Here is a 25,198-nt window from a genome sequence, read left to right as displayed (position 1 = left end):
TCGTTCCTCGTGTTGGCGCTAGTTGCCAATCATCACACGAGGATACAGATGAATACCGAAGAATATCTGAAGGCAGCGGAAGCTGCCGCTTATCTCAAGAGTTCGACATCCACTCTGGCGAAGCTCAGATGTCATGGCGGCGGCCCGCTCTACACGCACATCGGCCGAGCGATTCGATACAAGAAGTCCGATCTCGACGCATACATGAGTCGAAACACTTGCTCCTCGACCACCAAGGAGCAGACGAATGGCTAATACTCTCAACGTCTCCGTCACTGATCTCGGGCTCCTCGATTTCGAGACAACTGAGTATTGCGAGCTGCAGAATGCAGCCATCATCCATAGGCTTGTCCGAGGCAACAGCGATGATGCCTCTGTTAGCGAATTCGATCTTGGCAAGACCGACGGCAATTGGCTGGCCTCGCGCAACTATCGCTCATGGCTAATTCCAGAAGCCTATCGTCTGCTTCAGGAGCACCCCGCTAAGAAGCATTTCATTACGATCACCCATCCCAAGTGGCAAAAGAACATAGGTGACCTCGATACGCTGGGCCTCTCTGGAATTGAGCAGTGGCATGCCCGTCGATTCACTAAGCTGTCTCGGCCTGTACTGGCGATTGGCGGTATTGAAGTCTCTCTTGGTGTTGACTGCAGTGGCAGTCGTGTTTGGGAAGGTCACTCTCATCTTGTTGTAGCGGGACCGAGAGTGGCCGAGCTTTCCCAGGCATTCCTCATCGAGCGTCACTATCGCAAACAGCCGTACCTAAGACCCGTAGTGGTAACGCCTGTTGGCAATCTCGCCCGTCAGATTGCTTATTCGGTGAAGCGTATTGGCGCTCGAAGAATAGCGTACATCGGAGCCAACGGTCGACAGCAACGACGTAGCCTTCCGCTTCAATTGTCCGAGCAAGTCGAATTTGACCGATGGTTGCTATCGCTGCCAGTTGGCAATCGGACGGTATTGTTCGGCTGCCGCCGTCATGGCCGTCGTCTCTGCCCAATGTAGCGGCTCAGAAGCCGACACTTCATTCCGTAAAACTGCAGTCTGAACATCATCATTCGCGCCTCTCAGCAAGTTGCGGCAGGAACAAGTGAGCAGTTCGGATAATCCTTCATACAACTACACACATCACGGCATCAAAATGAGCAGATTCACACAAAAAGTAGTCTCTTCCGTTGATAGCACCACTGCGGGCGTCGCGCTCAGAATCGTGGCGACAACCACCAACCAAGACACTGATCAGAGCTTTCTTGAAGTCGAGTATCTCACGCTTGATGGATCCAGAAAGCGGAGACTGATTGCGCGAGAATATTTTCGGACACCAACCAAGGTCGCCGACCAGCTCCTTAAAGCTGGAGCTCGACTCAGCAATCCGGTCCCTGAGGTAAAGGCCGCCCTTGCGTCTAGTAACGGTGTGCCGCACTACACAACAACTGGTAGAACCGGCTGGCATCAGGATTCGTTTGTTCTTCCGACGGAAACTATCGGGCCGCTCGCTGGGAAATTGAGATTCGACGGCAGCCTAGCTCCAGATCCCGCTTTGGGCATGAGAGCCGGAACGCTCAAGAAGTGGCGACGTGGGCTCAGAGCGCCCTACTCCAAATCCGACTACCTTGTCCTTGGAACAAGCCTCGCAGCCGCGAGCACGATCTTGGGACTGATTGGGGAAACGGAAGGTGCGATTTTTCACTTGCACGGATTATCTCACTCCCCAAGCAATGGCGTCACAAAGGAGAATAGTTCATCGGGAAAAACGACCGTCGGCCGCGTAACAATGTCCGCCATCGGGCGCGCTGATAAGAATGACCTGATGACGTTTGACTTGACGGGCCGTGGCGCTGAAGAATTGTGTTTTGCGCATAACCATCTGACGATGGGGCTTGATGAAGAGGGACGAGCCCACGGACACTCATCTAGTAGCCGTATTAGCGCATTCCATCTGCCCTATATGGTCGCGGGCGGCCGCGGTGCTTTTCGTTCCGCCAAAGCCGCAGCTGATCCGGCCTTACGCAATCTCACTTGGGCACTGTTTGCAATTTCGACTGGCGAACGACCGCTGGATGGCAGAGCGGTAGCGCGGCCCGAGGGGCAGCAGGTACGCCAGATAGCTCTTCCCGTCCCATCGGGAGCCGAGGGCGGTATCTTTAATCTGATCGACGGATGCGGCGATGAGGTGCTGCTTACCGCTCGCGCACTAGCGGCCCAAACGGAAGAAACGATTGCATCCAACTACGGAATGGCTTTGGGCGCCTTTGTCTCAAAGCTGTGCTCCGAACCCCGCGAGGAAGTCACCGCTAGGATCAATAAGAGCTTGGCCGCCTTTGTCCGGAAAGTGGAAGCGGGAGAACCGTGGGAACAACGGTTTGCTAGAAAGTTTGCGATTGTTTACGCCGCCGCAGCCCTCATGGCAAAATTCGGCATAGCGCCATGGAAGCGAGGGCGCGCATGGACAGCTTTGGTAAACCTTCACCGCATTGCCAGAAGTGCCCTATTGAATCATCAAGTGCTGACTGATGCCGTTGTATCCAAGTTGAGAAAAGCGGTTCGTGAGGGAGAATTTCCTGTCGTGAAGAAGGGAGCGAGTATCGAGGCCAACGATTCGCTGGGAATGACTCGAAAGCTGAACCGCAAGTCGTGCCTGCTTATCCGAAAAAGCCGCATCCAATCACTCGTACGTCCACAGACGGGTACAGAGATGGTGCTGCAAGAATTGACGAAGAGAGGAATCCTCCTAAAGGGCTCCGACGGCAAGAGGACGGCGCTTATAATGATAAATGGCAAGCGTAAGCGATACCTCTGCCTCGATAAGAATTGTCTGATGCACTAACCTGCATCGGGATGCCACGGCGGCGTCGTGGCATCCATTTCTTAGGGCAGCCGACGCTTATTTCGGTTGGGACACCGCAACAGAGCATAGAATTTTGAGACTTCGATTCCAGAAACGCTATTAGTAGCTTGAGGGCCTATAAACGTGTCTACTGCTCACCGCTGAGAATAGCGAGTCTGCATGCGAGCGTTTGGAGGGCAGCAAAAGCCATGAGTGCTATCACCACCAAATGCGATTCCTTAGAGGCTATGGTAGCTGAATTCAATGCGTGCGCCGAACGGTATCCCCCCTCCCAATATGAGGCGCATGAGGAGGCTTTGAATTTGATGAAGCTCGCCGCTAGGCATGTGGCGGGCATAATCGCCACCGCCCGTTCCGATCTCGGGCTGCTGCCTCCGGCCGAAGTCGCCGCTCGAGGAGCCTACGAGGCTTCGGTGAAGGCCGCTTGGTTGATGGCGCCCGCCGATCCTTTCGAACGCGAGTGTCGTTACATAGGGCACCTTCGCGGTGAGGCAAAGCATCTCAAAAAACAGGCACGCGAGTTGTCATTAATAGGTATTGATCCGAAGCATTCAGAAGAAAAGTGCCGCATCGTGGAGAGCTTTGCGGACGACGTGTCGAAGCTGCTTCGACAGAAAGGTTACTCGCCTCCTGATGGAGACCCGCCGATACCTGACATGCTGACAGCAATCGGCGAGCGACATTCTTACGGCCTTTACGCAGTACTGTGCCAAACTGCGCACGGTGGTCACTATAGCACCTGGATTTTTCGGGGAGCCGGGCTTGGCACCTACAGGACAAGGGGAGAATTCATTACCCCGGAGAAGTGGGAACTGCCGCTGAATATGGCGCGATTTACTTTCAAAAAGCCGGGCCTTTTTGTTCTCAGACAGCTTGGTCTAGACGCCTCCGGGCTAGGGAGAGCGGTGGGGCCGAATTGAGCACTTTGCGCTGTAGGCTGCGCCGCTCCAGCGTAACGGACGGTTACGAAGCATAGGGCCGGCATAACTAGCTTTTATGTTGATCCGTTTATGTCGTAGGCTCTCAGAAGGTTCTTTTCTTCGAGATATCCGATGTCAAATTCTTATTCAAAGGACGAATTTCCGTATGCTCGGCCCTTGGCCCACGCCATTCTTACCGACAGAGATTTCCGGATTTGGTTTTTGGCGAAAACAAAGTTCGCAGACATGGCTGCGAATGCTCGGCCTCTTTCTGACTTGCAGGCGGCGTTGAGAACAACTCCCAACGCTAAGAAGTGGTGGTGGTTCAATTACTTTTGTCATAGCCGATGCTCGTGCAAGATCGAAACCGGCATCGAGACCGATATACTCGTAGTTCTGGAAGCAAACGACAGATTAGTCGTTCAGCCAGACGGGACGGAACGAAAGTTTCTATTCGCTCTGCATATCGAGGTTAAGGCACCGGGCGGCGACCTTGAGCCTGGCCAAGCAGAAAGCTATCCGCGGCGCGCCAAATGCTGGGCTACTCCGGCAACGCGATACAAACGCATTATCGCGCACGACGACTTCACGACTCTACTAGTTTGCGGAGAGAATCTACGTTCGGACGAGAGACGGAATTGCTTTGACGACACCAAATTCCATTCAGAGATAGAGAAGCACCTACCAATCTATCCAGATTCAGTTGATCTCCGGAACGCATAATCGAAGCGAAGTAGATTATCGCTTTCCTTGGTGAGCCTGACTCTTTCAAAAATTTGATGCGCTCATGTCAAACTTGCCGCCCACACTGAGCAAAAATAGCGACATCGCAGCGGGAAGTCGGATGCATGTCTTGGACTGGCTCGATTCGCCAAGATTTGTACCCCAGCTTCTGGCGATGGTAGCTCCGACCGGCTTCATGATAAGCGAGCTTGGTGCTCGACAGCCGAAGGGGTGGAGTGATCCACGTGAAAGCGAATTGGTCGGTCCCCACGAGCCATTCTTACTACCGGAGCAACAGGCAACGCTGACAGGTTGGTGGCTGAAACACAAGCGCGGCGTAAAACTGCCCACTTGGGACCTCGCGGTCTCCGCGCTCGATGCGGAGATGCGCAAAAGCCTAATACTAGTCGAAGCGAAGGCCCACGCGGCCGAGCTAGGTATCGCTGGAAAGTCTTCTCCGAAGCGCAGGAAACCCGATGAACAGGCGCGCTCAGATGAGAATCACGAGCGCATTGCAGCGGCAATTGCGGAGGCCAACACAAATCTCCGAATCAATTCACCCGATATCCGCCTCAGTCGTGACAGTAACTACCAACTTTCCAATCGCATCGCATTTGCCTGGAAACTTGCTTCAATGGGCATTCCAACGGCCCTACTCTATCTTGGATTCATTGGCGATGAGAATATCGCAACCGATCCTCATCACTTTCTTACCCCAAGTGACTGGCAAGCGGCGTTCGATTTGTACTCTGCGAAACATCTCCCGGTCGCTTATCAAGGTCAGCGCATCAATTGCGGTGCTGCCAGTTTTTGGCTGCTCGTTCGCAGTCTACGCGTATTGAAGCAATCACCGAGCGTCGAGTATCGCCGCAAAAAACTGAATACTCCAAGGTGAATCTCACCCGAGGGGCTATGCACCAGGAACGATAGGAATTGTACGGATGATATTGCTCGAACTTTTGATCATTGGCGTGAATGTGCGCGCCGGGCAAAGCGCAGCATCTTTTCATTGGAGGTAATGTGCGAAGCTTCTTTACAAAAATCGCCGCATCGGCAGCGCCGGAAGGGATTGGAATCCCCAAGGACGCAGCAGAGTGGGAACAGCGAATCCTTACAGCTCCAATCGCGAGACGCCTAACGAACCGAGAGAGCCCGAAAACGAGAAAAGTTGAATATCCTGAACGCGGCGATCAGCTCTATATCTATGTGCACCCAACGCTCGGCGGATCAGGTCTAGCCGCGATAGCAACGGTTAGCGATGCAAAGCCAATAAATGACGGCCTTTGTCAGCTCAAGCTGATGAACGTCGAGCTGTTAAAGAGACCGTGGCTCCAGTTTGTCGGAAAAGACACTCACCGGCAGTTTGTCCGAGGAACGAGCAAGATACCAGCAACAGGTTTTCTCAGACACCCGCACGAGTACAGACCTGATCGAACGCTCGAAATGGATGACGCGAATGTGGATGATCTAGTAACCACTCTGGCTCGCCTGAACGACACATCGCTAATACGGGATCAGAACGGTCGAGTGCTGGTGCGATCAGCAGCGCCTGAGAGAGTAGCTCCGCCACGGCGGGCCGAGTCTACAAACGATTCGATCTCGCCATCAAGCTCTGTGGACAACACTTTGCCCAACGTGCCTATGCGAGGTGTTGAGCCACTCGATGAACTCGATATCGAAACGCCCGAAGATCACGGACTTGAAGGCGTAATGAAGCTCAAATATACTTGTCATCGTCAACGCGAACGAGCACTCAGGGATAAGAAAATCAAGGCAGCTTTGTTAGAGGGCGGGGGGCGTTTGAGATGCCAAGTGCCTCGATGCGGGTTTGACTTCCTGGAGAAGTACGGGGAACTTGGCAAAGAATTTGCGCACGTCCACCACTTGGAGCCGATAGCGTCATACCCAGAAGACGGAAGGAAGGTCGAATTCGACGAGTTGGCCATTGTGTGCCCTAATTGCCATGCGATGATCCATCGCGGCGGCCAATGCCGCGAACTCGACGCGCTGATTCCGGAATGACCTGAACTAGCCTGTGACGCCTTCTTGCACTGACGAGCGAACGGCGCCCTTCGGCTGGTGGAAGATCGATCCGTAGACTTTGTTGATATGGTGCCCTGCGTACGCTCCTCCCAAGAGCCAACGAAACTCTCGCTATAAAGACTGAGCGGAGCCGTGCAGCCTACAATGGAAACAGACTGGATATATCTCCGGCCGGCTGAACAACCGTCCCATTTCATTTCCGTAAGCCTCTCCAAGAGGCGAGCGCGCAGGTGCCCCCAAGCCGGAAAGACAAAGCCCACTAATCCTCAATTCCTTTCAGAGTTCGATCCCGCCGATGAAACTCATCAAGGTCAGCCGTCGAGAAATTCGGCTTCGCGAGGAAGGGTGAAAGATCCGGGCTGTCTATTCTCATGTCCGAGACGAGCTGCAGAAACCAATGGTCCAACTCTGTTCGCTGAGCCTTGAGGGCAAGGTGAGTGTTTCGATTGATACAAAATGCAAGAAAATCTGCAATCTGCAGCAGTCCTTCCGACTTCGAAGACGCAAATCGACCAACAAATGCAGAGGGCCAATTCCTAAACAATTGATCTCCGAATGGCTTCCCCGCCTTCTTCAAGCCCTCGTCCAACAGTAGCGTTAGAGGCTCGTTCGTACCCTTAAAGCGAATGCGAATTCTTAGACAGAGCAACGAGAGCGCAATTTGCGAATAATCTTTTGGGTCCAAGCCTTCGAGCACGAGCGCGGTATCGAGACCTTTGAGATCACTCACCGTTCGCTCGTCCACAGTCTGAATCATAACTGGCCAGCGGTAGGAGCTATAGATTGCAGCGAACGCCTCGAAAAGCCTGAGATTTAACCCCTGTTCGGTTCGCTCCCACACTCCCTTCCGGTTATAGATATCTACAAAGTGAAACTCGTCGGGCCACTCTCCTGTCCGCTCTCGAATATAAGCCAAGCAATCATTGACCTGTCCGCGTATGTGCTCAACTTCACTATCGTCAAATAAGACACCCACTTGGGTGCGGCGCTTGCCTGTAATGTACCTTGAAGTGCCATGGTTCAAGGGACCGTACGTGTCATCTATCGCAATGTGCATTCACCTTCCCCATACATTTGAGATTCGACGAAGGCGGCAAGACGCCGCATCTTAATGCACTCCCCGGATATTCCAGGGCAGATGAAACATATCGATTAGTCCGATCTCAAGGCCAGCGACGCCACTGACAGGCAGCCCATTCCATTCGAGATTAGGCGGGCAAGCGGTGAAAATTTCAATTGTCGCTCCGCTCCGAAGCTCCTCCTTCAAGACTCCATTGAGGCGAAGACTTGTGCGCTGGGTCGCCCCTGGCTTTGCGTATAAGTATAGTCGCTTGCGAAGCCCCATCGTAGCCACGCCAACGTAGACAGCAGACTCCCACATCACGAAGGCATAAACTCCCGCCGCCGTTGGTAACTGCGTATCTGCCTCCAGATTTCCTGTTGTGTCCAAGCGCCATCGCGCCGACAATGAAAATCCTCCCTGAGCAAGACGCTCCCTTGTCAGCGCGGGACGGCGGGCGCTTGCTCGAAGGACCTCGCCATCCCAGTCCGACTCAACCCTACCCGGCGCAACCACGGCAAATGACGTATTGGCTGGATAGTTGACAATCTTGCCGTTTGGCCCAGTCGCTCGTCGCAATAGACCTTCGTCGACGAGCTTCCGACAAATTGAATTGACGGCCTGCCGCTGTGAAATCCTAAGGAGGCGGGCAATTTCATCATCGTCACGACCCGGGTGTTGAGTAACGAATTCGAGTACCCGTTCAGTCTCGGTGGTCATTGTCTGCCTCTGTGCTGTCCGCTACGCGGTGTCGCGAAGCTTTGCGCGTTCATTGCGGCGCTCTCTCAATCGCTCCATGAACGATTTTGGACCGGGCTTCCCATAGTGGCCCTCTACGAACTCAGCCGCTATGCTGTCTGCGCCGTAGACGTATTTGGAAGCCTGTAACACCACCAGCCTGTTTGTCTCGTCGACTAGCTTCGCTGATGGCCAGGTCTTGATGCGCTGTTCGGCTTTGGCGTTGGTGACGGCCACGAAGAGCAGACGCGGCCCGATAGGTAGGTATAAATAAGAGTTATCTGCCGTCAGTGTGTCGGACATGACTACGGGTCGATCAGATGTCAGAAATTTTGGAGCGTCGCTCGTTGTTGTCAGAACGAACCATCGCAAATTGTTTAGCTGCTGACCCAGCTGATCGTGGCTCATAAGTGCGCGCGCCTCATCAATCGTCCATCGCGCGATATAATCGGGATCCTTTTGATCGATAAATTCTTGCAATGTTGCGGGGTCATCAGGCTTCCGGCTCGCCGAATACTTTTGTTCAAACCTCGGAAAATCCCTTGCCCAATCCTCTTCTATTATTTGCGCTAAAACCGTCAGATCTTTTGGCGTTCGCATCAAAAGCGTGATCAAGAACTGCGACCATGCTGATCGCCATTTGGAATCCGTGTTAATGCGAGGATCCGCGTTTTCGAGCATTTCCGATGCAAGAGCGGCATCAGAGTCCACTGGGCTCATAAATTCGTCTTCGACCTGTTGCGCAGCCGAGGCCGGAGCTCCCTTTAGTTCGTAAAGCCTGTCAGCAAATCCAGTTTGGACTGGGAGCACTCGCTTTGATATCAGTTCTTTGTAGGGGCGGCTAAACTCGGTGAGTTTGTAATCTTCGCCGCTCCAACGTTTGGTATAGAACTTTGGAATGTAATGATGCCGAAAGGACTGCTGCGCCGTCACCCCCGCCTTCGCGCGCAACCAGATCATGTTCGGGCACGCTTCTTGCTCGCTATCCGTACACGGCATTAAGTACCAGTGCTTGCAGAACTCGCACTGGATTGCTTGACTGACAACCACGATCCGCGGTGCTCCTACCCTGCCTATGGGTATCGACAATGCGATTACGTCCTTAGGTCACGTTCAAAAGCTGATTCTAAAAGTACTGCCCCGCTTACCGTCAATAGGCCGAGATGAATCCGCTCGCTGTCTCTCTATCGACGGCAGGCGCGAGAGCACGGCAAGCAAAATGACGTTGAAGATTGAGTGGGTACAGCACGAGGAAAGGAAAGGCCATCTCGCCCCCTTCGACAGCACAGTCGTGCTGGGGATTACGACTTCGGCCCATTTGGAATGACAAACTGCCAATCTTGCCGGATTGGAAGCTTTCGGATTGTCGCACCATTCGAAAGTGATCTCAGCCTCATAGGCGCGTCCCTTCGGTCGATCCGCAGTCGTCTCCGGGCCGGGTCACGCGCTGCCATTTGGGCGCTCCGAGTCGGGGTCACCGCTCTTCCAACCGAAACGGATTCGCCTTCGTAAACTTCCCATCAAAATAAAAAGTCACATATTGACTTTTAAATCCGAATGACCATAATTACAAAAGAATTGAGGAGGAGCCAATGGGCCACACTCGCCACATGACAACCCGCATGAACCAACGCGGCATTACTCTAGACCTGGTTGATCTCGCTCTCGAATACGGCGAGTGCCAGCATGACAAATACGTACTGACCCGCAAGGGTCTTGAACAAATGCTGTCTGCACTCCGGCAGACGGAACGGACCGTCATTCGCGCCCTCGATAAGGGCGGTGTGGTAGTAGTAGAGGAAGGCGGCAAGCTCATCACCACTTACCGCACGGAAAGCTATGATCGCCGCAGAGCCCGCAGTTACGTGAGAGAACGCAAGTGGTGAAGGCCCCCACACTCGATGCGCGCACATTCAGTGCCATCGATATTTGGCGCAGCATGGGTCTTCGGCTTGACGAGGCCGGACCTTTCATTGCGGCAATGATGGTTTGGGCACGTCTTCTGCCAACCGGCGAACGTAAGAAAGGCTCAAAAAATGAGACCTTTGGATTTTTTGATGAGCAGGAGGAGTTAACCACACGTACCTGGGCAGCCATTCTTGCGCGCCTACGGAGGGAGCGCGCCGCTCATGGTGACGATTGGGCATTCGAGGAATTAGAAGAGATCGCGGCCAAGGCAGAACCTGGAACGCTTGAGTCACTGCGCCAGACCACCCGTGATTTTCTCGCGACAGGCAACGAACTCAATCCAAGTAGGGTGCACGATTGCGCCAGATGGCTGCTCGCACCGTCACTGGATGTTGATTCTGACCTGACAGCCCTCATAATCGATGCATTGGGCATCAAACGAAGCGACAGCGTTTACTGCGGATTCGACCTCTCCGCGCCCATTGCGCTGGAATTAGCAAGGACCCACCCCGTCGAACTGGAAGCCCCAACAGCTTCACTCGCTCGGCTGACTGCACTTTTGGGTATTGCTGGAAACTATTCCTTGAAGGTCTCTTGTTCGGATCCAGCGCGCGGCCAAATCCAAGACCCCGAACAAGGATTGATGTGGTTGGAACAGCGGAAGCGGCACGGCTATGCTCAACGCTCGTTTGACCACGCCATCGTACTCCCTCCGTTCGGTCGCAAATATTCTCCCGACAAAATTTCTGACGACTTGTCGGCATTGCCCGGCACAGCGAGCATGGCCGACGCGCTCCATATAAATTTGGCTTTGACGCGCAGCCACAAACATCAGCTAATCCTTCTCGCCGACGGATTTCTCTTCCGCACCACCAAAAGCGATCAAGCCTACAAGCGTTTGATCGTCTCGAATTACGGCTTGAGTGTTGTGATTGGACTGCCTCGCGGCATTATTGGCCACAACAGCGGCGTGGCGAGTTCACTCCTGGTCTTTGACGCCACCAATACATCGCTTGAGCAAACTGTCCGCTTCGTCGATTGTCGCACAAAAGCCCCTTCCAAATTGCGTATGCAAAATCCCCTAGCGAAAGAGCATCAAACACGCGAATGGCTCGCGCGCGTCAAAGGTAAGGGGGACGACGAGTATGTGATTGAAGTGAATGTCGATGAGCTAGCTGACAATGATTACAATCTTGCAGTCGACCGTTACGTCGTCGATCCGGAAATTCGCCGCCAACGCCAGTTGCTGAACAAACAGACGACTGTACCGCTCTCCGACCTTGCCGAATTGTATCGCCCCCAACCGTTCAAACCGACCCCAGAACACCGCCGCCCGCCAACTGGCGAAATCATTACCGTGCGCGAGGTTACCACTAGCGACATCCAAGATGGCGTGGTCAAGCGTCCCGAAAAGGGGATAGACATTTGGATCGGCGATGTCGATCAGATTGAACGCATTATCCTACGAGGGGGAGACATATTGATCAGCGTGAAAGGGAAGGTTGGCGTAGCGGGAGTAGTGCCAGATTATGCACCTACTGAATTTTTCAACGGTTGGACGGCTGGGCAGAGTTTTGTCATTGCCCGATTACGTCAATCGTCGCCTATTTCTGATCCGCTAGTGCTCGCCCGCTATCTCGCCTCGTCATTTGGCCAAGCACAGTTGCAGGCGCTCGCCGGTGGCACCACGGTCCCCTTGATCCCAATGGGCGATCTAAAACGACTGCCGATCCCAGTGCCGCCCATCGAGAGGCAGCGGCAAATTATGAACCAGATTCAAATGACCCAATCACTTCGGCAGCAGATTGAACAAATACAGGGGCAGATCTTGCAGCAAGAGCAAGATACATCCGATTTGTTTTTCGCTCCCCCGCGAGCGCTGGCTAAGCCAAGCACGGATCGGCCGTGATGATTGCTACCCAGCAAAGCTCGCCGTACTTCGAGCGCCCACGCCTTGGAGCGGGTCAATCCTATTGCCAATAAGAAATTCGCGTGACCAGGAAATATGCAGATGACGAACGAGGCGGATACCTGTCGAAAGTTTATCGTTCCAAAGTTGCAATCGGCTGGTTGGGACAACGAACCTCATTCTATCGCCGAGCAGCGCACCATTACGGACGGGCGCGTGATCCCCGTGGGCAAGGGTTTTGTTCGCAAGCCGCCCAAGCGGGTCGACTATCTTTTGCACTACACACGAGACTTTCCGATTGCCGTGGTCGAGGCCAAGGCCAGCTACAAGTCCGCAGCCGATGCTGTTCAACAGGCGCGCGGCTACGCGGAGATTCTTGGCCTCAAGTACGCTTACGCCACCAACGGAGTTGATATTATCGAAATCGACTATTTCACCGGGCAGGAGAAGCACGTCACGCACTTCCCCAAGCCCGAAGACCTGTGGCAACGTTATCAGGCAGGCAGCGGTATCAACACGCCAGAACGCCTGGATCACCTGATCTCGCCCTACAACATAATCGGCGGTAAATCGCCCCGATACTATCAGCAAATCGCCATTAACCGAACTGTCGAGTCCATCCTTGCCGGAAAGCAGCGCCTGCTTCTCACTATGGCGACTGGCACGGGCAAGACCATCGTTGCCTTTCAGATTTGCTGGAAGCTTTGGTCAAGCCGCTGGAACAGAACCGGAGAGCATCGCAAGCCACGCATTCTCTTTCTCGCTGATCGCAATATCCTCGTCGATGATCCTAAGGACAAGACATTCAGTCCCTTCGGCGACGCCCGCCATAAGGTCGAATCGGGCGAGATTATCAAAAGCCGCGAAATGTATTTCGCAATTTATCAAGCTCTTGCGGAGGATGAGCGCCGCGCTGGACTTTTCCGCGACTATCCCGCTGACTTCTTCGATCTCATCATTATCGATGAATGTCATCGGGGAAGCGCCCGGGACGACAGTTCCTGGCGCGTCATCCTCGAGCATTTCAAACCGGCCTACCAGCTTGGCATGACGGCGACGCCGCTGCGTGAGGACAACCGCGACACTTACGTCTATTTCGGCAACCCGCTTTACGAGTACAGCCTTCGCCAGGGGATCGACGACGGCTTTCTCGCGCCCTACCGCGTTCATCGCGTCATCACCCAATGGGACGCTGCCGGTTGGCGGCCCAGCAAGGACGAGGTGGATCGCTTCGGCCGCACGATCCCGGATGACGAGTACCAGACCAAGGACTTTGAGCGGGCCATCGCCTTGCGCGCTCGAACACAGGCCATCGCGCGTCATCTGACGGACTTTCTAAAGAAGACGGACCGCTTTGGCAAAACTATCGTATTCTGTGTCGATCAGGAACACGCGTCGGAAATGCGAGAAGCTCTCGTCAATCTCAATGCCGACCTTGTGGCACAGTATCCTGACTATGTGGCGCGCGTCACTGCCGATGAAGGCGCCATTGGGCGCGGCCATCTGTCCAAGTTTCAAGACCTCGAAGCCAAGACGCCGGCCATCCTCACGTCCTCGCAAATGCTGACCACTGGCGTGGATGCGCCAACCTGCAAGAATGTTGTTCTCGCGCGTGTCGTGGGATCGATGAGCGAGTTCAAGCAGATCATCGGCCGCGGAACGCGCCTGCGCGATGACTATGGCAAACTCTGGTTCAATATCCTCGATTACACCGGCTCAGCGACCCGCATGTTTGCCGACCCGGACTTCGATGGTGATCCTGCACGAATCACAGAAGAAGAAATGAACGACGCAGGCGAGACCACCGGCAAGACCGAAACTATTCCAGAAGGCCAAGAGCCAGAAGCGCCGAAAGACGGCGAACCTGGCGTTATCGAACCTCCGCCGGGCGAACCACGCAAATTCTACTTCGACGGCGGTCAGGTCGAGGTAGTCGCCCATCTAGTGCATGAGCTAGACCCGAATGGGAAACAGCTTCGCGTCGTCAAGTACACCGAATATGCCGCCGAAAGCATTCGCTCGCTCGCGCCCACATCTTCTGATCTTCGCCAGCGTTGGGCGGACGCGGACAAGCGCCGCGAAATTATAGCCGCGCTCAATGAGCGCGGAATCGACTTTGCTGAATTGGCTGAACAAACCGGCCAGCTGGACGCTGATCCCTTCGACTTGCTTTGCCATCTGGCCTTTAATGCGCCCCTTCGCACAAGACGCGAGCGAGCACAGCGGCTTAGGTCCGAGCGAAAAGACTACTTCTTGAAATTCTCCCCCGAAGCGCGCCAAGTGCTCGATGAGCTTCTGGAAAAGTATGCGGAACACGGTGATGCTCAGTTTGTCTTGCCAGACGTGCTGAGAGTTCCGCCCATCTCAACCCACGGCCAACCGGCCGAAATCATCAAGTTGTTCGGCGGCCCCAACGAGCTCCGCCGAGCCGTGAACGACCTGCAAGGATTGCTCTATGGGACGAACTAAAACGAAGAATGGCCCTGGAGCCGCACCGATGACGACCTCCCAGATCCTGGGAAGTCTACTGAAATCTGCACGCGACATCATGCGCAAGGACAAGGGACTGAACGGCGATCTCGACCGCCTGCCGCTTCTGACGTGGATTATGTTCCTGAAATTCCTCGACGACCTTGAGCGGCAACGTGACGAAGAAGCCGCGCTGGCGGGCAAGAAGTTTAAGGCTGCCATCGAAGCCCCCTATCGTTGGCGCGATTGGGCGGCCGACCCGCAGGGGATCACGGGTGATGAGCTCCTTTCCTTCATCAACTCCGACGAAGCCGTTCGTGCGGATGGCAAGAAAGGATCCGGCCTATTCGCCTATTTGCGTTCGCTTTCAAGTTCTAATGGCGACAACCGCCGTGATGTGATCGCAACCGTCTTCAAGGGCGTAGATAACCGCATGAAAAGCGGCTATCTGCTCCGCGACATTATCAACAAAGTCGGCGGGATTCATTTCACGTCGTCCGAGGAGCTTCACACCCTCGGAGCACTCTACGAATCTATGCTGCGCGAAATGCGCGATGCTGCGGGTGATTCCGGCGAGTTCTACACGCCGCGCGCCGTCGTCCGCTTCATGGTAGAAGTGACTGACCCACGCCTCGGCGAAACCGTCCTTGACCCAGCCAGTGGCACGGGCGGATTTCTGGTGGAGACATACAACCACCTTGAGAAACAAGTGAAGACTGTCGCCGACCGCAAGCGTCTGCAAAACGACACCATCACCGGCTGCGAACCAAAGTCCCTGCCCTATCTGCTTTGCCAGATGAATCTGCTGCTGCACGGACTGGATGCGCCGCAGATCGATCCCGGCAACGCCCTCCGCTTCAGGCTCTCCGAGATTGGTGAGAAGGAGCGCGTCGATGTGATCCTCACCAACCCGCCGTTTGGTGGGGAGGAAGAAAAAGGCATTCAGGGCAACTTCCCCGAAGATCGTCAGACGGCAGAGACTGCACTGCTGTTCTTGCAACTCATCATGCGCAAGCTCAAACGCCAACCGACTTCCGCCGGTCACCCGGCGCGTGCTGCCGTCGTCGTGCCGAATGGCACACTGTTCGGCGATGGCGTTTGTGCCCGCATCAAGGAGGAACTTCTCAAGGAGTTCAACCTTCACACTATCGTGCGGCTGCCTGAAGGGGTGTTCGCACCTTACACCAACATTGCGTCTAATCTGCTCTTCTTCGAGCGTGGTGGCCCTACGGAATTGATTTGGTATTACGAACCTCCTCTGCCCGAAGGCCGCAAGAAATACAGCAAGACTGCGCCTTTGCAGTTCGAGGAACTATCGCCCGTATTGGACTGGTGGAAGCGACGCAAAGAAGGGCCACAGGCGTGGAAGGTTAGCGCCAGCGAAGTCGCAGCTAACGGCTACAACCTCGACCTTAAGAATCCGAACGCCAAGCTCGGTCTAGGACACGCCGATCCGAAGGAGCTGATTGCCTCGATGCGCAGCCACGAGGCCGACGTGCTGCGCTTGCTATGTGAAATTGAGACTTTGGTCAGCGGGGCGGAATCGTGAACGATTGGCCGAAGATCGCACTCAGCGAAGTAATAGATCATCGAAAAGAGTTCATCATTATTGATGACCTGGAAACATACCGTCGCCCACGTGTACAGCTTCACGCGCAGGGAATTGTGTTGCGCGATGCCGTGCAAGGTGCGCAGATCAAAACCAAAAAACAGCAGGTCGCTCGCGCAGGTGAGTTCCTCGTCGCCGAGATTGATGCAAAGGTAGGCGGCTTTGGCGTCGTTCCAAACGATCTAGACGGTTCAATCGTTAGCAGTCACTACTTTCTTTACCGCCACAAACCTGATCGCCTCAACAACAGGTACCTTGGTTGGTTCGCCAAGACACGCGCCTTTCGTCTGCAGGTCGAGGCGCAGGGTTCGACGAACTATGCCGCAATACGGCCCGACGACGTCCTCGGGTATGAAATTCCGCTCCCTCCGCTCGACGAGCAAAGCCGGATTGTTGACCGTCTAGACACGCTGGCCAAAAAGGCGCAGCAGATCGAGGAACACCTGGATGCAGTGGAGCGCGACGCGGAGCTTTTGCTCGCGCTGCGTTTCCGCGACACCACCTACAACGCACCTCTTCGCCCGATATTTGAAGCTGCGCCTTTTCTTCGCCGCCCCGTCGAAATCCACGTTACCGCGCGTTATCGGGAAATCGGTGCGCGCTCGTTCGGCAAGGGCTTGTTCGCCAAACCAGATTTTGATGGCGCGACGGCTACCTGGGAAAAGCCAATTTGGGTTAAATCAGGCGACTTGGTGCTGAGCAATATTAAGGCATGGGAAGGTGCAATCGCAGTCGCAAGCAATGCGCATGATGGCTGCATCGCATCTCATCGCTACATCACCTGCGTTCCAGACCCGATGAAGGCTACCGCAGGCTTTCTCGCTTACTATCTTTTGAGCGAAGACGGTTTGGCCAAAGTGAACTCCGCATCGCCAGGGACGGCTGATCGAAACCGAACATTAAGTCTCGGTAAACTCGGCAAAATTGAAGTCCCCCTGCCGACGCTCGCCGCACAGCAATCCTTCGACCGCCTTCATGCCGAAATCACCAACCTCAAAGCACGGCACACTTCCATCCGAGCCGCAAATTCCGCGTTATTGCCCGCAACGCTGGAACGTGTGTTTACATGAAAGATTGTAACATCAAAGATCCGCTAAACGCGTCGCGTGTCAGACCGCCTTGATCATCTCCATTATGTTAAGCCCCGCAGGCATAACCTTCAGGCCGCTGGGACTAGCGCCGCTTTCGAAGATGTGCTGCCAAAAGCTGTAAGTTTGCTTTCCACCAAAAACTGTTTGTGAAGCCTCGCGATTCTTCCAAATTGCCAGGCGACCGAGATTCTCTATGAAGTTTCCAATATTCGTCCAAAGCTGCTCAGGAAACGGGTATTGGAACAGACGCTCCTTATCGATTGGCTTACCCATCTGTATGAAGTGATGTTCGATGATTTGTCCAATATAGCCAATCCAGCAATAGAGAATTTCCTCCTTGGCCATGCGGAACGCTCGAAGATGCGTTTCCGGAATATCCTCGCCGCTTTGAATCTTGTTTTCCAATCGGCGCGTTCCTATCTCATCGTCGAATTTGCCGATGTACAGCTTCTCAGCAATTGTGCTCATCAGTCGGATAATTTGTGACTTTTCCAGCTCCCGAGCATTCTCGCCAATTTCAGCTTTGTAATTCCACAACGTCTCAAGCATATCTGGGAAAATGAACTTGCTGTAGAATGTCTTTTCGATGGTACTATACGAAATCGGCTTATCGTGCCCCTTTCCAGCGTACTCGACGAAATCACGAAGTTTATTGTCCGGCGAGTGGGTAATAGCGTCGCGAACGCTATCGAGCACATAACGCTTAATCGCCCGCTGCTCGCCTTTGAAATGCTCGACCAAAGCTTTTTCTGAGAACTCTTCGTAGTCGTCCGCCAGTTCTTTATCTGCTCTGAACCGTTTTATGCGGTCTAGCAATATTGAGGACCCCAGCCGCCGCTGCACTGACTTATCGAAAGCGACCTGCCGCAGCGTGGTACCCGCGTTAGTATTTGCTGTCAGCAAGAGATCGAAGTCCGGATCCACAAAGATGCGCACGGGAAGATTGCGTACACCGAGCAATATCTGCGCTGCCGCCTTGTGCTGACCATCAAATACGTACACTTTGCTGTTCGGCAAAGTTTGCGTTCCGATCCAGCCCAACGCGACATGGAGTTGAGGACGTCCCTTGTGAAACTCTTCGATCAAGCCACGAAGGTTCGAGCCGATAGGTCGAGGATTGATGCGCTCATCGTGATGAACGACTTCGACGGGCAATACCGCGAAGAAATATGCGAGTCCTGAAAGCTTATCGAATTGGAGCGGGACAGTGACTTTGATTTCCTGCTTTTGATCTTGCGCAATGTAGGTGACGACGTCTCCATCTAGCTTGAAACGCAAATCGGCCTCAGCACCGCCGTACGCCTTCAATACATCATGCAAATTGGCGCCACGGTCATCACTGACGGCCTTTTCCCGAATTTCTTCAAATCGAAAGAGAACACGCGCGATGCGCAAATCGGCCGCTTGCTTTGATCGATTGTAGTGGCTTAGCGTCAGAGCGAAATTTCCAGGATCGTCTTTTCCGTTATCGCGCGTCGGAATGACGTGATCGATGTCGACCTCGTCCAAGCCCAGTTCAATTGGTTTGCCTGTGATGAAGCATTTGCCTTGTTGCTGCGCCCAAAGTTGCTTTTCGAGCTTAGCGCGATCTTCCTTAGAAAGTCTGCTGAGATAAAGCGAACCCATTTCCGTCCCCTAGCTACTCTTTAGGCTTGGTGGCGAGCACCGTGCTCTTCATGCAGTTGGATAAGGCCCTAATCTCACGCTCCGAACTCGCGAGGGCGCGCCGTGAAATCGGGTGGTTGACTGAACTTGATACCGACACGGTGAGTTCAATTCATTTGCGGTACGACCATTGCATTCGAAATATCCCCCTCAAAAAAGGAGTGGCCGCTGTTGAATCGCATTAGCGCGCTCTCCGAGAACAATTAGCATCTTGCAAGCATAGCGGGAACACTAGATGTCCCGCCCCTCGGAGATCCAGCCTTAGTTGGACGGTCGCGATCCTTCAATGAATTCAGCCTCTTGCCGCCAATATGCATGACTGATCGGCAGCTGCAAGGGGGTTCGTAAAACAGCCGTTCTTCGAACAGTTCACTCACAAGCGAGCATAAAACATGGCAAAATTAGCCTCTGAAATCACGTCATCGGCCATCGAAAAACGAACAGTCAGCATGCCTCTTCGGCGAAAGAACGCCGAACTGCGAACGCGCGAGTATTTGACAGACGACGAAGTGCAGAGCCTGATGCAGGCCGCCAAGGCCAATCGCCAAGGCCATCGTGATGCGACAATGATTCTCATGGCCTACCGGCATGGCTTTCGCGCGTCCGAACTGACCGATCTACGCTGGGATCAGATCGGGTTCACCTCTGCTTCGCTGCACGTGAGGCGAGTTAAGCAAGGGACTCCGAGCACACATCCGATTCTCGGTGACGAACTTCGCGCGCTTCGCAAGCTTCAGCGCGAACAAGAGCCGGAGTCGCAGTTCGTATTCACGTCCGAGCGCGGCACGCCGTTTACTACGGCTGGCTTCGCTCGGATGGTGGAGCGGGCTGGGACCGAAGCCAAGTTAGGCTTTAAGGCCCATCCACATATGTTGCGGCATGCTTGCGGCTACGCGCTCGCCAACAAGGGCAACGACACACGCTCGCTACAAGCTTACCTTGGACACAAAAACATTCAGCATACCGTTCGCTATACAGAACTGTCTCCCGCTCGCTTCAGAGATTTTTGGCGGCGTTAAGATGAGCGAACCAACTGCTCCTCACTGCGACGGCCGGTTCACAGACTGACATGCGAACCCTGCCTGATCTTGTTGGCAAGGCTCGAAAGCGAGCGGACGCAATGCGTTTGCCATACAATCGGATGAGAGACTAACCAAACACCCTGCGCGTCATAAGCTGCAACCTAGTCTTGCGGCCTCGCCCGGCAGCTGCAGCTATTGCTGCTGAGGCCCAAAAGCGAGTTGAGACCGAGAGCAGGGTCGTCCGCACCCAGGAAAACCAAAGTTCGAGGTTGCGGACTGACAGCCGATGTCAGGGCCGCGGCGATCCACGCACCTGGGACGCCAAATGCCGGCTGGACCCGTTCGCCGTTACCGTACGATCCAGGAAATCTCGGGATTTATTGAGGTTGGTGCGGGTGCGAGGCCGCGGAGGTGCACGTTGAATGCTCGCAGGAGGTGATTTTTCTCTCACACTCGCCTTGACAGGGAACACAATATCCACGAAGCTAGGGCGTCATCCGCAACTTATACTTGAAGTATTTTTAACTCAACACGAGGCAGTTTGCTGTGCTTCGAGTTCAGGACATCAACGGAATGCAGCAGCTTTGGTCTTATGGCCAAGGCATTTCTTCGGTTCGGGTGGCTGTACTCGATGGCCCTGTGGACCACCAACATCCGTGTTTCCGTGGCGCAAGACTGAGACAGCTCGATTTCGGAGGCTCACGGCTTCAGAGATCGTACGCAACTGCATCGCATGGAACCGCAGTGGCGAGTCTTATTTTTTCGAAGCCTGCTAGCGACATCGGGGGCATATGTCATGGCTGCACTGGATTGACCGCGGATATTTTTTCGTTCGACCGAACCGAAGGTCCGCCCCAATGCAGCGAAACGCTGCTCGCGTATGCCATAAACAGGATGCTTCAATATGGAGCGGACGTAATAAACATAAGTGCAGGGTTTAAGACGCGGGTTTGCATTGGTTCTCCCTTGCTCATTTCAGCGCTCAGGAGGTGTCAAAGGCGAGGCGCGGTGGTCGTCGCTCCTGTTGGTAACGACGGATCAGAAGTTCAAGCTATTCCGGCATGTCTGCCTGGTGTTCTCGCGGTCGGCTCTTTGGATAAAAGCGACGGCCTTTCGACATTTACCAACTACACAGCTGATTATTCCGAGTCAGCTTTATTGGCTCCTGGAGAAGGCCTAGTTTGCGCGGCGCCCCTTGGAGCGTCCGGTGTGCGAACAGGAACAAGCTACGCAGCGGCAATCGTTTCCGGCGTATTAGCAAACCTACTTTCAGTCGCTCGGACGTCCAACAAAGAGGTGTTGGCCGCGCACATTGGGGATTTGTTGCTAGAGACCGCCACAGGCTGTCCGAGTGATACGTTCGGCGCCCCATTTTGCTCTTTCGTCGGTCGGTTGAACATTCCGAGAGCACTTCAGAGACTTACAGAGGGGAGGTAGAAATGGGTAGCGATTTGCCTGATGCGCCGTCCACAGCCCACAATCATCGAGTTGCAGATGACACCTCAACAATCGCGGTCCACCCATCTGCCGCGGACTTGAGGCTTACCGCCCCCCAAGGCTGTGACTGCAATGGAACTAAGGAATGCACTTGTGGCGGTCAAGGTTCGTGTTCATGTGGCAAAAGAGATCAGCCTGTATCCTTGGTTCCGCAGCACGTTTATGCCATCGGGAGGCTCGGAGCAGACTTTCTCAATCCGACAAACCGAGCCTTCATACAGGATCTTGCCGATCAACCACCAAAATTAGCAAATCCTGATGATAGGAGTGCTCTGAGCGGCTATCTGCTCGATCAGAGGAGGCGGGCTACACAGGATCCTGGCTACTTGCAGAATATTGCAAGAGCGGAAAACATCATCTGGACTTTAGAAATCGACGAAGAACCGGTCTATGCAATCCGGCCGAACGGCGCGTACGCGCGTGAAACCTACGAACTGCTGATTTCATTCTTGCAGGAGCAAGAACGAGGCTCGCCGGAATCTGAACATTCCGAGCATCTAATCAAAGCTGAGGTAGTGGCAATTCCCGGCATACTCACCGGGACAACTGTGCTTTATCGTGCCGGAAAGACCGTACCTGTAATCACGCCATCACTCGCGGGTATGTACAATTGGTCTATCAAGTATTTGGTCGAAGCTGCGGCTAGATATATCGAGGCGACCAATGAACAACTCGACGAGGAGCATCGAGTTGGGCTGCCACCGCGTGACGCCATTAATAATTTTGCTGCGGTTCTCTCTGATCAGTATCGAAATCTTGGACTTTCGCCCGCTGAACGGGCTCGAAATTTCGTAGCGACGAATCTTGTTGAGCCTCTGAAAGTGTTTGCAGAGTGGATGTCCAGAGGCATGGTGCTTGACGCAATCGACGTTCGGCCAAGCGACATTCGACCGACAAGCACAGATCGATGGGACGTGGTGTTGCGATTCTTCGATCCCCGGGATCAGCTAGGAGTTGCAGTTACAGAAGTGCCGATTGTGGTAGATGTGAACTACGTAGTTCCCAATATCGTTCGCGTCGGTACGACGCGGCGAAGGTCGTTGCGAGTAGCCGTTGGAGCCTTGTAGAAACAGGAGGAAGTGATGCATTTGCCGAGACAATCTTTCGCCGTCCGCAGCTATGTAGAGGCAATCGGTGATAGTGCACATCGAGTGCAAATCACTGCAGCCGCTCGTGCAGTAGGTCCTTATGATTGTGACACTTGCTGTGCGACAGCGTGTTCCGGGCGCACCGGGTACCTCGCTTGTCTCGCAGTCTGCGAGAACGGCGGGTACGTTTGCGACAGCGGAACCAGTAATTGTGCGCCGATATGCGTCAGTGCTTGCAGCTGAGTAACGTTTAGGAGGCTAGAGGTACCCGCTCGGCAGTTGGGCGGGTACTTTAACGCTCCATGCGTCCTCCGAGTAAAATTCACAGAGAGGCATCGTTCGCTTCAGCACGGGCGCCGTGAGTCGGGGCCAAGACTTTTCGGCTGATCTCCGGATGGGTTAATTTGGTAAGGGTGTTTCAAAGCAACTCCAGACGACTTTGCTGGCGCCAAACCTCATGCAGAAGCTGTGAGATGGTTTAGCTTGATCGATCCGCCAAAATCCCCAAGAGGGATTCATCCTCGGAGAGTCGGGCTTTCCGGACGCATCAAGCGCGCTGACGCGGCCAAAAGTGTAATCGCCCTTTTCGCTTCCGGGCTGAGTCGCGACGGCGCAGGATTCGCTGTGGTTTTGCAAATTTCCGGTTTTTCCATCGAGCAGCACTGTCCCCGAACACGAATATATGCCGCCTGTCTTTCGATCTCCAACAAATGAGGCGTACTTCAATTGGTGCTGGTCGGCGGATGTATAATTAGCTTCCGTGAAAAGTAGATCATATCTTTCTGCCGGAGACGCGTCAGCACCCGCGCCTCCGATAATCAGCAGCGCCATCGATGCGAGAACGTACTTCACGATTCATCTCCCATCCTAGTCATAGCGAACAGCTTACGGCTACACGGCTATTGAGCAGGCAGGATCCCTTGAGGTTGGATCAACGCTGGCCCTTGCCTTGCGGCAGGCGCGATGCGGAAGCTTGTGGGCCCCGCTGTGCCCGTAGATTTCGAGGGCGCTCCTGGCGTGCCAGGTGTTAGCTGCACGACGGGTGTAAGAGTTTCCGCAAGTTCAGTATTTGGTAGGGTGAAGACAACAAAATCGGTCAGTACCCCTCGCTCATAATCGGCGCGGCTCATGAATAGTTCATGATTTCCGTAGTGCCCAAGGTCCACCGGCGGCTCGCCGGTGGCCCGCAGCCCGTCTAAGCGTGGATCGTTATCCCAGTATAACCACTTTCCGGGGAGCGCCCGATTTTCACGAAGTGTAGGATGCTGTTTGCCCGAAAACTCTCCTTGCTGAACAGCGCACAAGACACAATGAGGCTCCTGCAGATGGTAGGGGTCAGGGTAGAACTTATCCTGAAAGAAGACTAGCGGCACATGATAGCGCCCAATCAAGGCTGTGCCATATACTGCGTGTTGATACAGTGCTCGTTGGTTTCGAAGAGTGTTGGCATCGTTTAAAGGCGCTATCGTGTAATTCTGCTGGGCCGAGTTTGTTGCAGTCACTCCAGCACCCGAACCCGAAAGCGTGTTGGCTGAGATTAGGGTTAAGCCCGCAGGCGCGGCCTGAACCGTCCTCGCCAATTGTGAAGTCAGCGGAAATGTCAGCGAGGGGTTCACCGTGTTTACGGTCTGAATTGTGCCGCCGACCATGATGACTTGCGACGGAATGGCATTTCGATTGTCAATGAATTTGCTCAGGTTGTTCAGCGTCTCCCTTGTGTAGACACTATCGATGGTAGCGGAGACTTCGACAGCATTGTAATTGAGCTGAGTGCTAGCGCAGCCCGAGCTCGCTAGAAGTGCAACCGTCGCAACGAATCTGCAACACGAACGCGCAAATTCATTTCCCATGATGCCCCCGATCTAAAATCAAACTGCACCAGAAAAATATATGGTATAAGATTGCAATTTTAGGTGTCAGTCAACCAAAACGAGAGTGTTGTGCAGCTACTTGTTTTCGCGACGCGCCGTCCGAAGCGACGCGCATTCGCAAATTCGCTCCCAACTGGACAGAGGGGGTCCCGAGCTTGGCGGCATGTCACGGTTTGCCCGAGGAAGCGGTCAACTTGCGTCGAATGCTCGCCCAACATTCCATGTGGGTCGGCCATTCATGCTCTAAGTGTCAACTGCCTGAATTTTTTTTTCACCTGTCAAGTTTGAGCGTCTCGAACTTCGGACAGGTAAATGCTCGTCAGTTTTGCAGCTCCCCTGACCGGCGGTTGGTAGCTGATTTCTAAATGCGAGATTCCCTTACTACTGAATCGGCTTTCCAACGCCCAGAAGGCGTCTTCCGGCAGATAAGCGAGCATCGAGCTTTGGCCGCGACGAAGATTGACACTCAAGAGCAGAGGCCCCCCTGCTCTTCGCTCGCCTTCAGATACAAAGGATCTCGCCGTCACGAACATGCAATCTAGTGTTTGTCCAATTCGATCCGGTTGTGGCGGCTCGATTTTGGCTATTCGTGCGGCGACTTCAACAATCGCTTCATCGTCTACCCGCATCGATGCGCGCGATATCTCGTGCTCGGCAATGAAGTAGCTAAACGTGACCGTCTCAATGATCGCCGAAAGCTTGTGTTCTGCTGGTGCAGCCCTTTGCCGAGTTCTTC

The 25,198-nt window shown here is 54.1% G+C and carries 21 protein-coding genes; 14 read left to right on the top strand and 7 right to left on the bottom strand.

All coding sequences use genetic code 11. The annotated features are described in order from the left end of the window. Positions 1–48 precede the first annotated feature (48 nt). The 6 genes from H8B02_RS06600 (at position 49) to H8B02_RS48425 (ending at position 6,514) form a co-directional block, all read left to right on the top strand. Complete coding sequence (locus H8B02_RS06600) at positions 49–255, top strand: helix-turn-helix transcriptional regulator (protein ID WP_229165464.1); 207 nt, start codon at positions 49–51, stop codon at positions 253–255. After that, positions 248–1,006, top strand: a complete 759-nt coding sequence (locus H8B02_RS06595) for a hypothetical protein (protein WP_229165462.1) — start codon at positions 248–250, stop codon at positions 1,004–1,006. The genes H8B02_RS06600 and H8B02_RS06595 overlap by 8 nt, the downstream gene beginning before the upstream one ends. Positions 1,007–1,091: 85 nt before the next feature. Continuing rightward, entirely contained in the window at positions 1,092–2,828 is a 1,737-nt protein-coding gene (locus H8B02_RS06590; protein WP_229165460.1) for a DUF927 domain-containing protein, read from the top strand. A 209-nt stretch (positions 2,829–3,037) separates the two neighbouring features. After that, the gene (locus H8B02_RS06585) at positions 3,038–3,769 is read left to right on the top strand and encodes a hypothetical protein (protein ID WP_229165458.1); all 732 of its coding nucleotides are present in this window, start codon (positions 3,038–3,040) and stop codon (positions 3,767–3,769) included. Positions 3,770–4,622: 853 nt separating this feature from the next. Beyond that, positions 4,623–5,387: a hypothetical protein gene (locus H8B02_RS06580; RefSeq protein ID WP_229165456.1), complete on the top strand. Its 765-nt coding sequence runs from the start codon at positions 4,623–4,625 to the stop codon at positions 5,385–5,387. A gap of 125 nt (positions 5,388–5,512) precedes the next feature. After that, entirely contained in the window at positions 5,513–6,514 is a 1,002-nt protein-coding gene (locus H8B02_RS48425; protein WP_229165454.1) for an HNH endonuclease, read from the top strand. A 280-nt stretch (positions 6,515–6,794) separates the two neighbouring features. Here H8B02_RS48425 and H8B02_RS06570 read toward each other — a convergent pair whose 3' ends face one another. From H8B02_RS06570 to H8B02_RS06560, 3 genes are read right to left on the bottom strand one after another with little or no spacing between them, the layout of a single operon-like run. Then, on the bottom strand, positions 6,795–7,592 hold the full coding sequence (locus H8B02_RS06570) for a hypothetical protein (protein ID WP_229165452.1): 798 nt from the start codon (positions 7,590–7,592) through the stop codon (positions 6,795–6,797). Between the two features lie 51 nt (positions 7,593–7,643). After that, complete coding sequence (locus tag H8B02_RS06565; RefSeq protein WP_229165450.1) at positions 7,644–8,315, bottom strand: GIY-YIG nuclease family protein; 672 nt, start codon at positions 8,313–8,315, stop codon at positions 7,644–7,646. Between the two features lie 21 nt (positions 8,316–8,336). Continuing rightward, a complete protein-coding gene (locus H8B02_RS06560) occupies positions 8,337–9,293 on the bottom strand; it encodes a DUF4238 domain-containing protein (protein ID WP_229165449.1) in 957 nt (318 codons plus the stop codon). 632 nt (positions 9,294–9,925) lie between these two features. Here H8B02_RS06560 and H8B02_RS06555 point away from each other — a divergent pair. From H8B02_RS06555 to H8B02_RS06535, 5 genes are all read left to right on the top strand, one after another. Beyond that, the gene (locus H8B02_RS06555; RefSeq protein ID WP_229165447.1) at positions 9,926–10,219 is read left to right on the top strand and encodes a DUF4258 domain-containing protein; all 294 of its coding nucleotides are present in this window, start codon (positions 9,926–9,928) and stop codon (positions 10,217–10,219) included. Further along, positions 10,213–12,150 carry an N-6 DNA methylase gene (locus H8B02_RS06550; RefSeq protein WP_229165446.1) on the top strand — a complete coding sequence of 646 codons (1,938 nt, stop codon included), beginning with the start codon at positions 10,213–10,215 and terminating at the stop codon, positions 12,148–12,150. Before H8B02_RS06555 ends, H8B02_RS06550 begins: the two co-directional genes overlap by 7 nt. A gap of 102 nt (positions 12,151–12,252) precedes the next feature. Then, positions 12,253–14,619 (top strand): EcoAI/FtnUII family type I restriction enzme subunit R, encoded by a 2,367-nt coding sequence (hsdR, locus tag H8B02_RS06545; RefSeq protein WP_229165445.1) that lies wholly within the window; start codon positions 12,253–12,255, stop codon positions 14,617–14,619. A gap of 28 nt (positions 14,620–14,647) precedes the next feature. Next, positions 14,648–16,168 carry a type I restriction-modification system subunit M gene (locus H8B02_RS06540; protein WP_229165443.1) on the top strand — a complete coding sequence of 507 codons (1,521 nt, stop codon included), beginning with the start codon at positions 14,648–14,650 and terminating at the stop codon, positions 16,166–16,168. Further along, the gene (locus H8B02_RS06535) at positions 16,165–17,298 is read left to right on the top strand and encodes a restriction endonuclease subunit S (protein WP_229165442.1); all 1,134 of its coding nucleotides are present in this window, start codon (positions 16,165–16,167) and stop codon (positions 17,296–17,298) included. The genes H8B02_RS06540 and H8B02_RS06535 overlap by 4 nt, the downstream gene beginning before the upstream one ends. A gap of 39 nt (positions 17,299–17,337) precedes the next feature. On the opposite strand, the gene H8B02_RS06530 is transcribed toward H8B02_RS06535, so the two are convergent. Continuing rightward, entirely contained in the window at positions 17,338–18,945 is a 1,608-nt protein-coding gene (locus H8B02_RS06530; protein ID WP_229165441.1) for an HNH endonuclease, read from the bottom strand. 431 nt (positions 18,946–19,376) lie between these two features. Between H8B02_RS06530 and H8B02_RS06525 the strand changes: the two genes are divergently transcribed. The 3 genes from H8B02_RS06525 to H8B02_RS06520 all read left to right on the top strand — a co-directional run bounded on the left by H8B02_RS06525 (position 19,377) and on the right by H8B02_RS06520 (position 22,570). After that, positions 19,377–20,003 (top strand): tyrosine-type recombinase/integrase, encoded by a 627-nt coding sequence (locus H8B02_RS06525; RefSeq protein ID WP_229165439.1) that lies wholly within the window; start codon positions 19,377–19,379, stop codon positions 20,001–20,003. Positions 20,004–20,579: 576 nt separating this feature from the next. Then, positions 20,580–21,443, top strand: coding sequence for a S8 family serine peptidase (locus tag H8B02_RS48835; RefSeq protein ID WP_376711607.1), 864 nt, complete (start codon positions 20,580–20,582; stop codon positions 21,441–21,443). Between the two features lie 2 nt (positions 21,444–21,445). Continuing rightward, the gene (locus H8B02_RS06520; RefSeq protein WP_229165438.1) at positions 21,446–22,570 is read left to right on the top strand and encodes a cyanobactin maturation protease PatG family protein; all 1,125 of its coding nucleotides are present in this window, start codon (positions 21,446–21,448) and stop codon (positions 22,568–22,570) included. Between the two features lie 420 nt (positions 22,571–22,990). Here the strand turns inward: H8B02_RS06520 and H8B02_RS06515 are convergent, their stop codons facing one another. The 3 genes from H8B02_RS06515 to H8B02_RS06505 form a co-directional block, all read right to left on the bottom strand. Next, on the bottom strand, positions 22,991–23,443 hold the full coding sequence (locus H8B02_RS06515) for a hypothetical protein (protein WP_229165436.1): 453 nt from the start codon (positions 23,441–23,443) through the stop codon (positions 22,991–22,993). Between the two features lie 47 nt (positions 23,444–23,490). After that, positions 23,491–24,441, bottom strand: a complete 951-nt coding sequence (locus H8B02_RS06510) for a hypothetical protein (RefSeq protein ID WP_229165435.1) — start codon at positions 24,439–24,441, stop codon at positions 23,491–23,493. 299 nt (positions 24,442–24,740) lie between these two features. Continuing rightward, the coding region (locus tag H8B02_RS06505) for a hypothetical protein (RefSeq protein WP_229165434.1) at positions 24,741–25,198 on the bottom strand (458 nt) is incomplete at its 5' end.

The organism is Bradyrhizobium altum, from assembly GCF_020889705.1.
GTDB classification, from domain to species: domain Bacteria; phylum Pseudomonadota; class Alphaproteobacteria; order Rhizobiales; family Xanthobacteraceae; genus Bradyrhizobium; species Bradyrhizobium altum.
This window is presented reverse-complemented; position numbering and strand designations above follow the sequence as displayed.

Excerpts from the sequence above, each read along its gene's own strand:
- H8B02_RS06600 (WP_229165464.1), top strand. The coding sequence starts at position 49 with ATGAATACCGAAGAATATCTGAAGGCAGCGGAAGCTGCCGCTTATCTC.
- H8B02_RS06595 (WP_229165462.1), top strand. The coding sequence starts at position 248 with ATGGCTAATACTCTCAACGTCTCCGTCACTGATCTCGGGCTCCTCGAT.
- H8B02_RS06585 (WP_229165458.1), top strand. The coding sequence starts at position 3,038 with ATGAGTGCTATCACCACCAAATGCGATTCCTTAGAGGCTATGGTAGCT.
- H8B02_RS06570 (WP_229165452.1), bottom strand. The coding sequence starts at position 7,592 with ATGCACATTGCGATAGATGACACGTACGGTCCCTTGAACCATGGCACT.
- H8B02_RS06565 (WP_229165450.1), bottom strand. The coding sequence starts at position 8,315 with ATGACCACCGAGACTGAACGGGTACTCGAATTCGTTACTCAACACCCG.
- H8B02_RS06560 (WP_229165449.1), bottom strand. The coding sequence starts at position 9,293 with ATGATCTGGTTGCGCGCGAAGGCGGGGGTGACGGCGCAGCAGTCCTTT.
- H8B02_RS06555 (WP_229165447.1), top strand. The coding sequence starts at position 9,926 with ATGGGCCACACTCGCCACATGACAACCCGCATGAACCAACGCGGCATT.
- hsdR (WP_229165445.1), top strand. The coding sequence starts at position 12,253 with ATGACGAACGAGGCGGATACCTGTCGAAAGTTTATCGTTCCAAAGTTG.
- H8B02_RS06540 (WP_229165443.1), top strand. The coding sequence starts at position 14,648 with ATGACGACCTCCCAGATCCTGGGAAGTCTACTGAAATCTGCACGCGAC.
- H8B02_RS06530 (WP_229165441.1), bottom strand. The coding sequence starts at position 18,945 with ATGGGTTCGCTTTATCTCAGCAGACTTTCTAAGGAAGATCGCGCTAAG.
- H8B02_RS06525 (WP_229165439.1), top strand. The coding sequence starts at position 19,377 with ATGGCAAAATTAGCCTCTGAAATCACGTCATCGGCCATCGAAAAACGA.
- H8B02_RS48835 (WP_376711607.1), top strand. The coding sequence starts at position 20,580 with ATGCAGCAGCTTTGGTCTTATGGCCAAGGCATTTCTTCGGTTCGGGTG.
- H8B02_RS06520 (WP_229165438.1), top strand. The coding sequence starts at position 21,446 with ATGGGTAGCGATTTGCCTGATGCGCCGTCCACAGCCCACAATCATCGA.
- H8B02_RS06510 (WP_229165435.1), bottom strand. The coding sequence starts at position 24,441 with ATGGGAAATGAATTTGCGCGTTCGTGTTGCAGATTCGTTGCGACGGTT.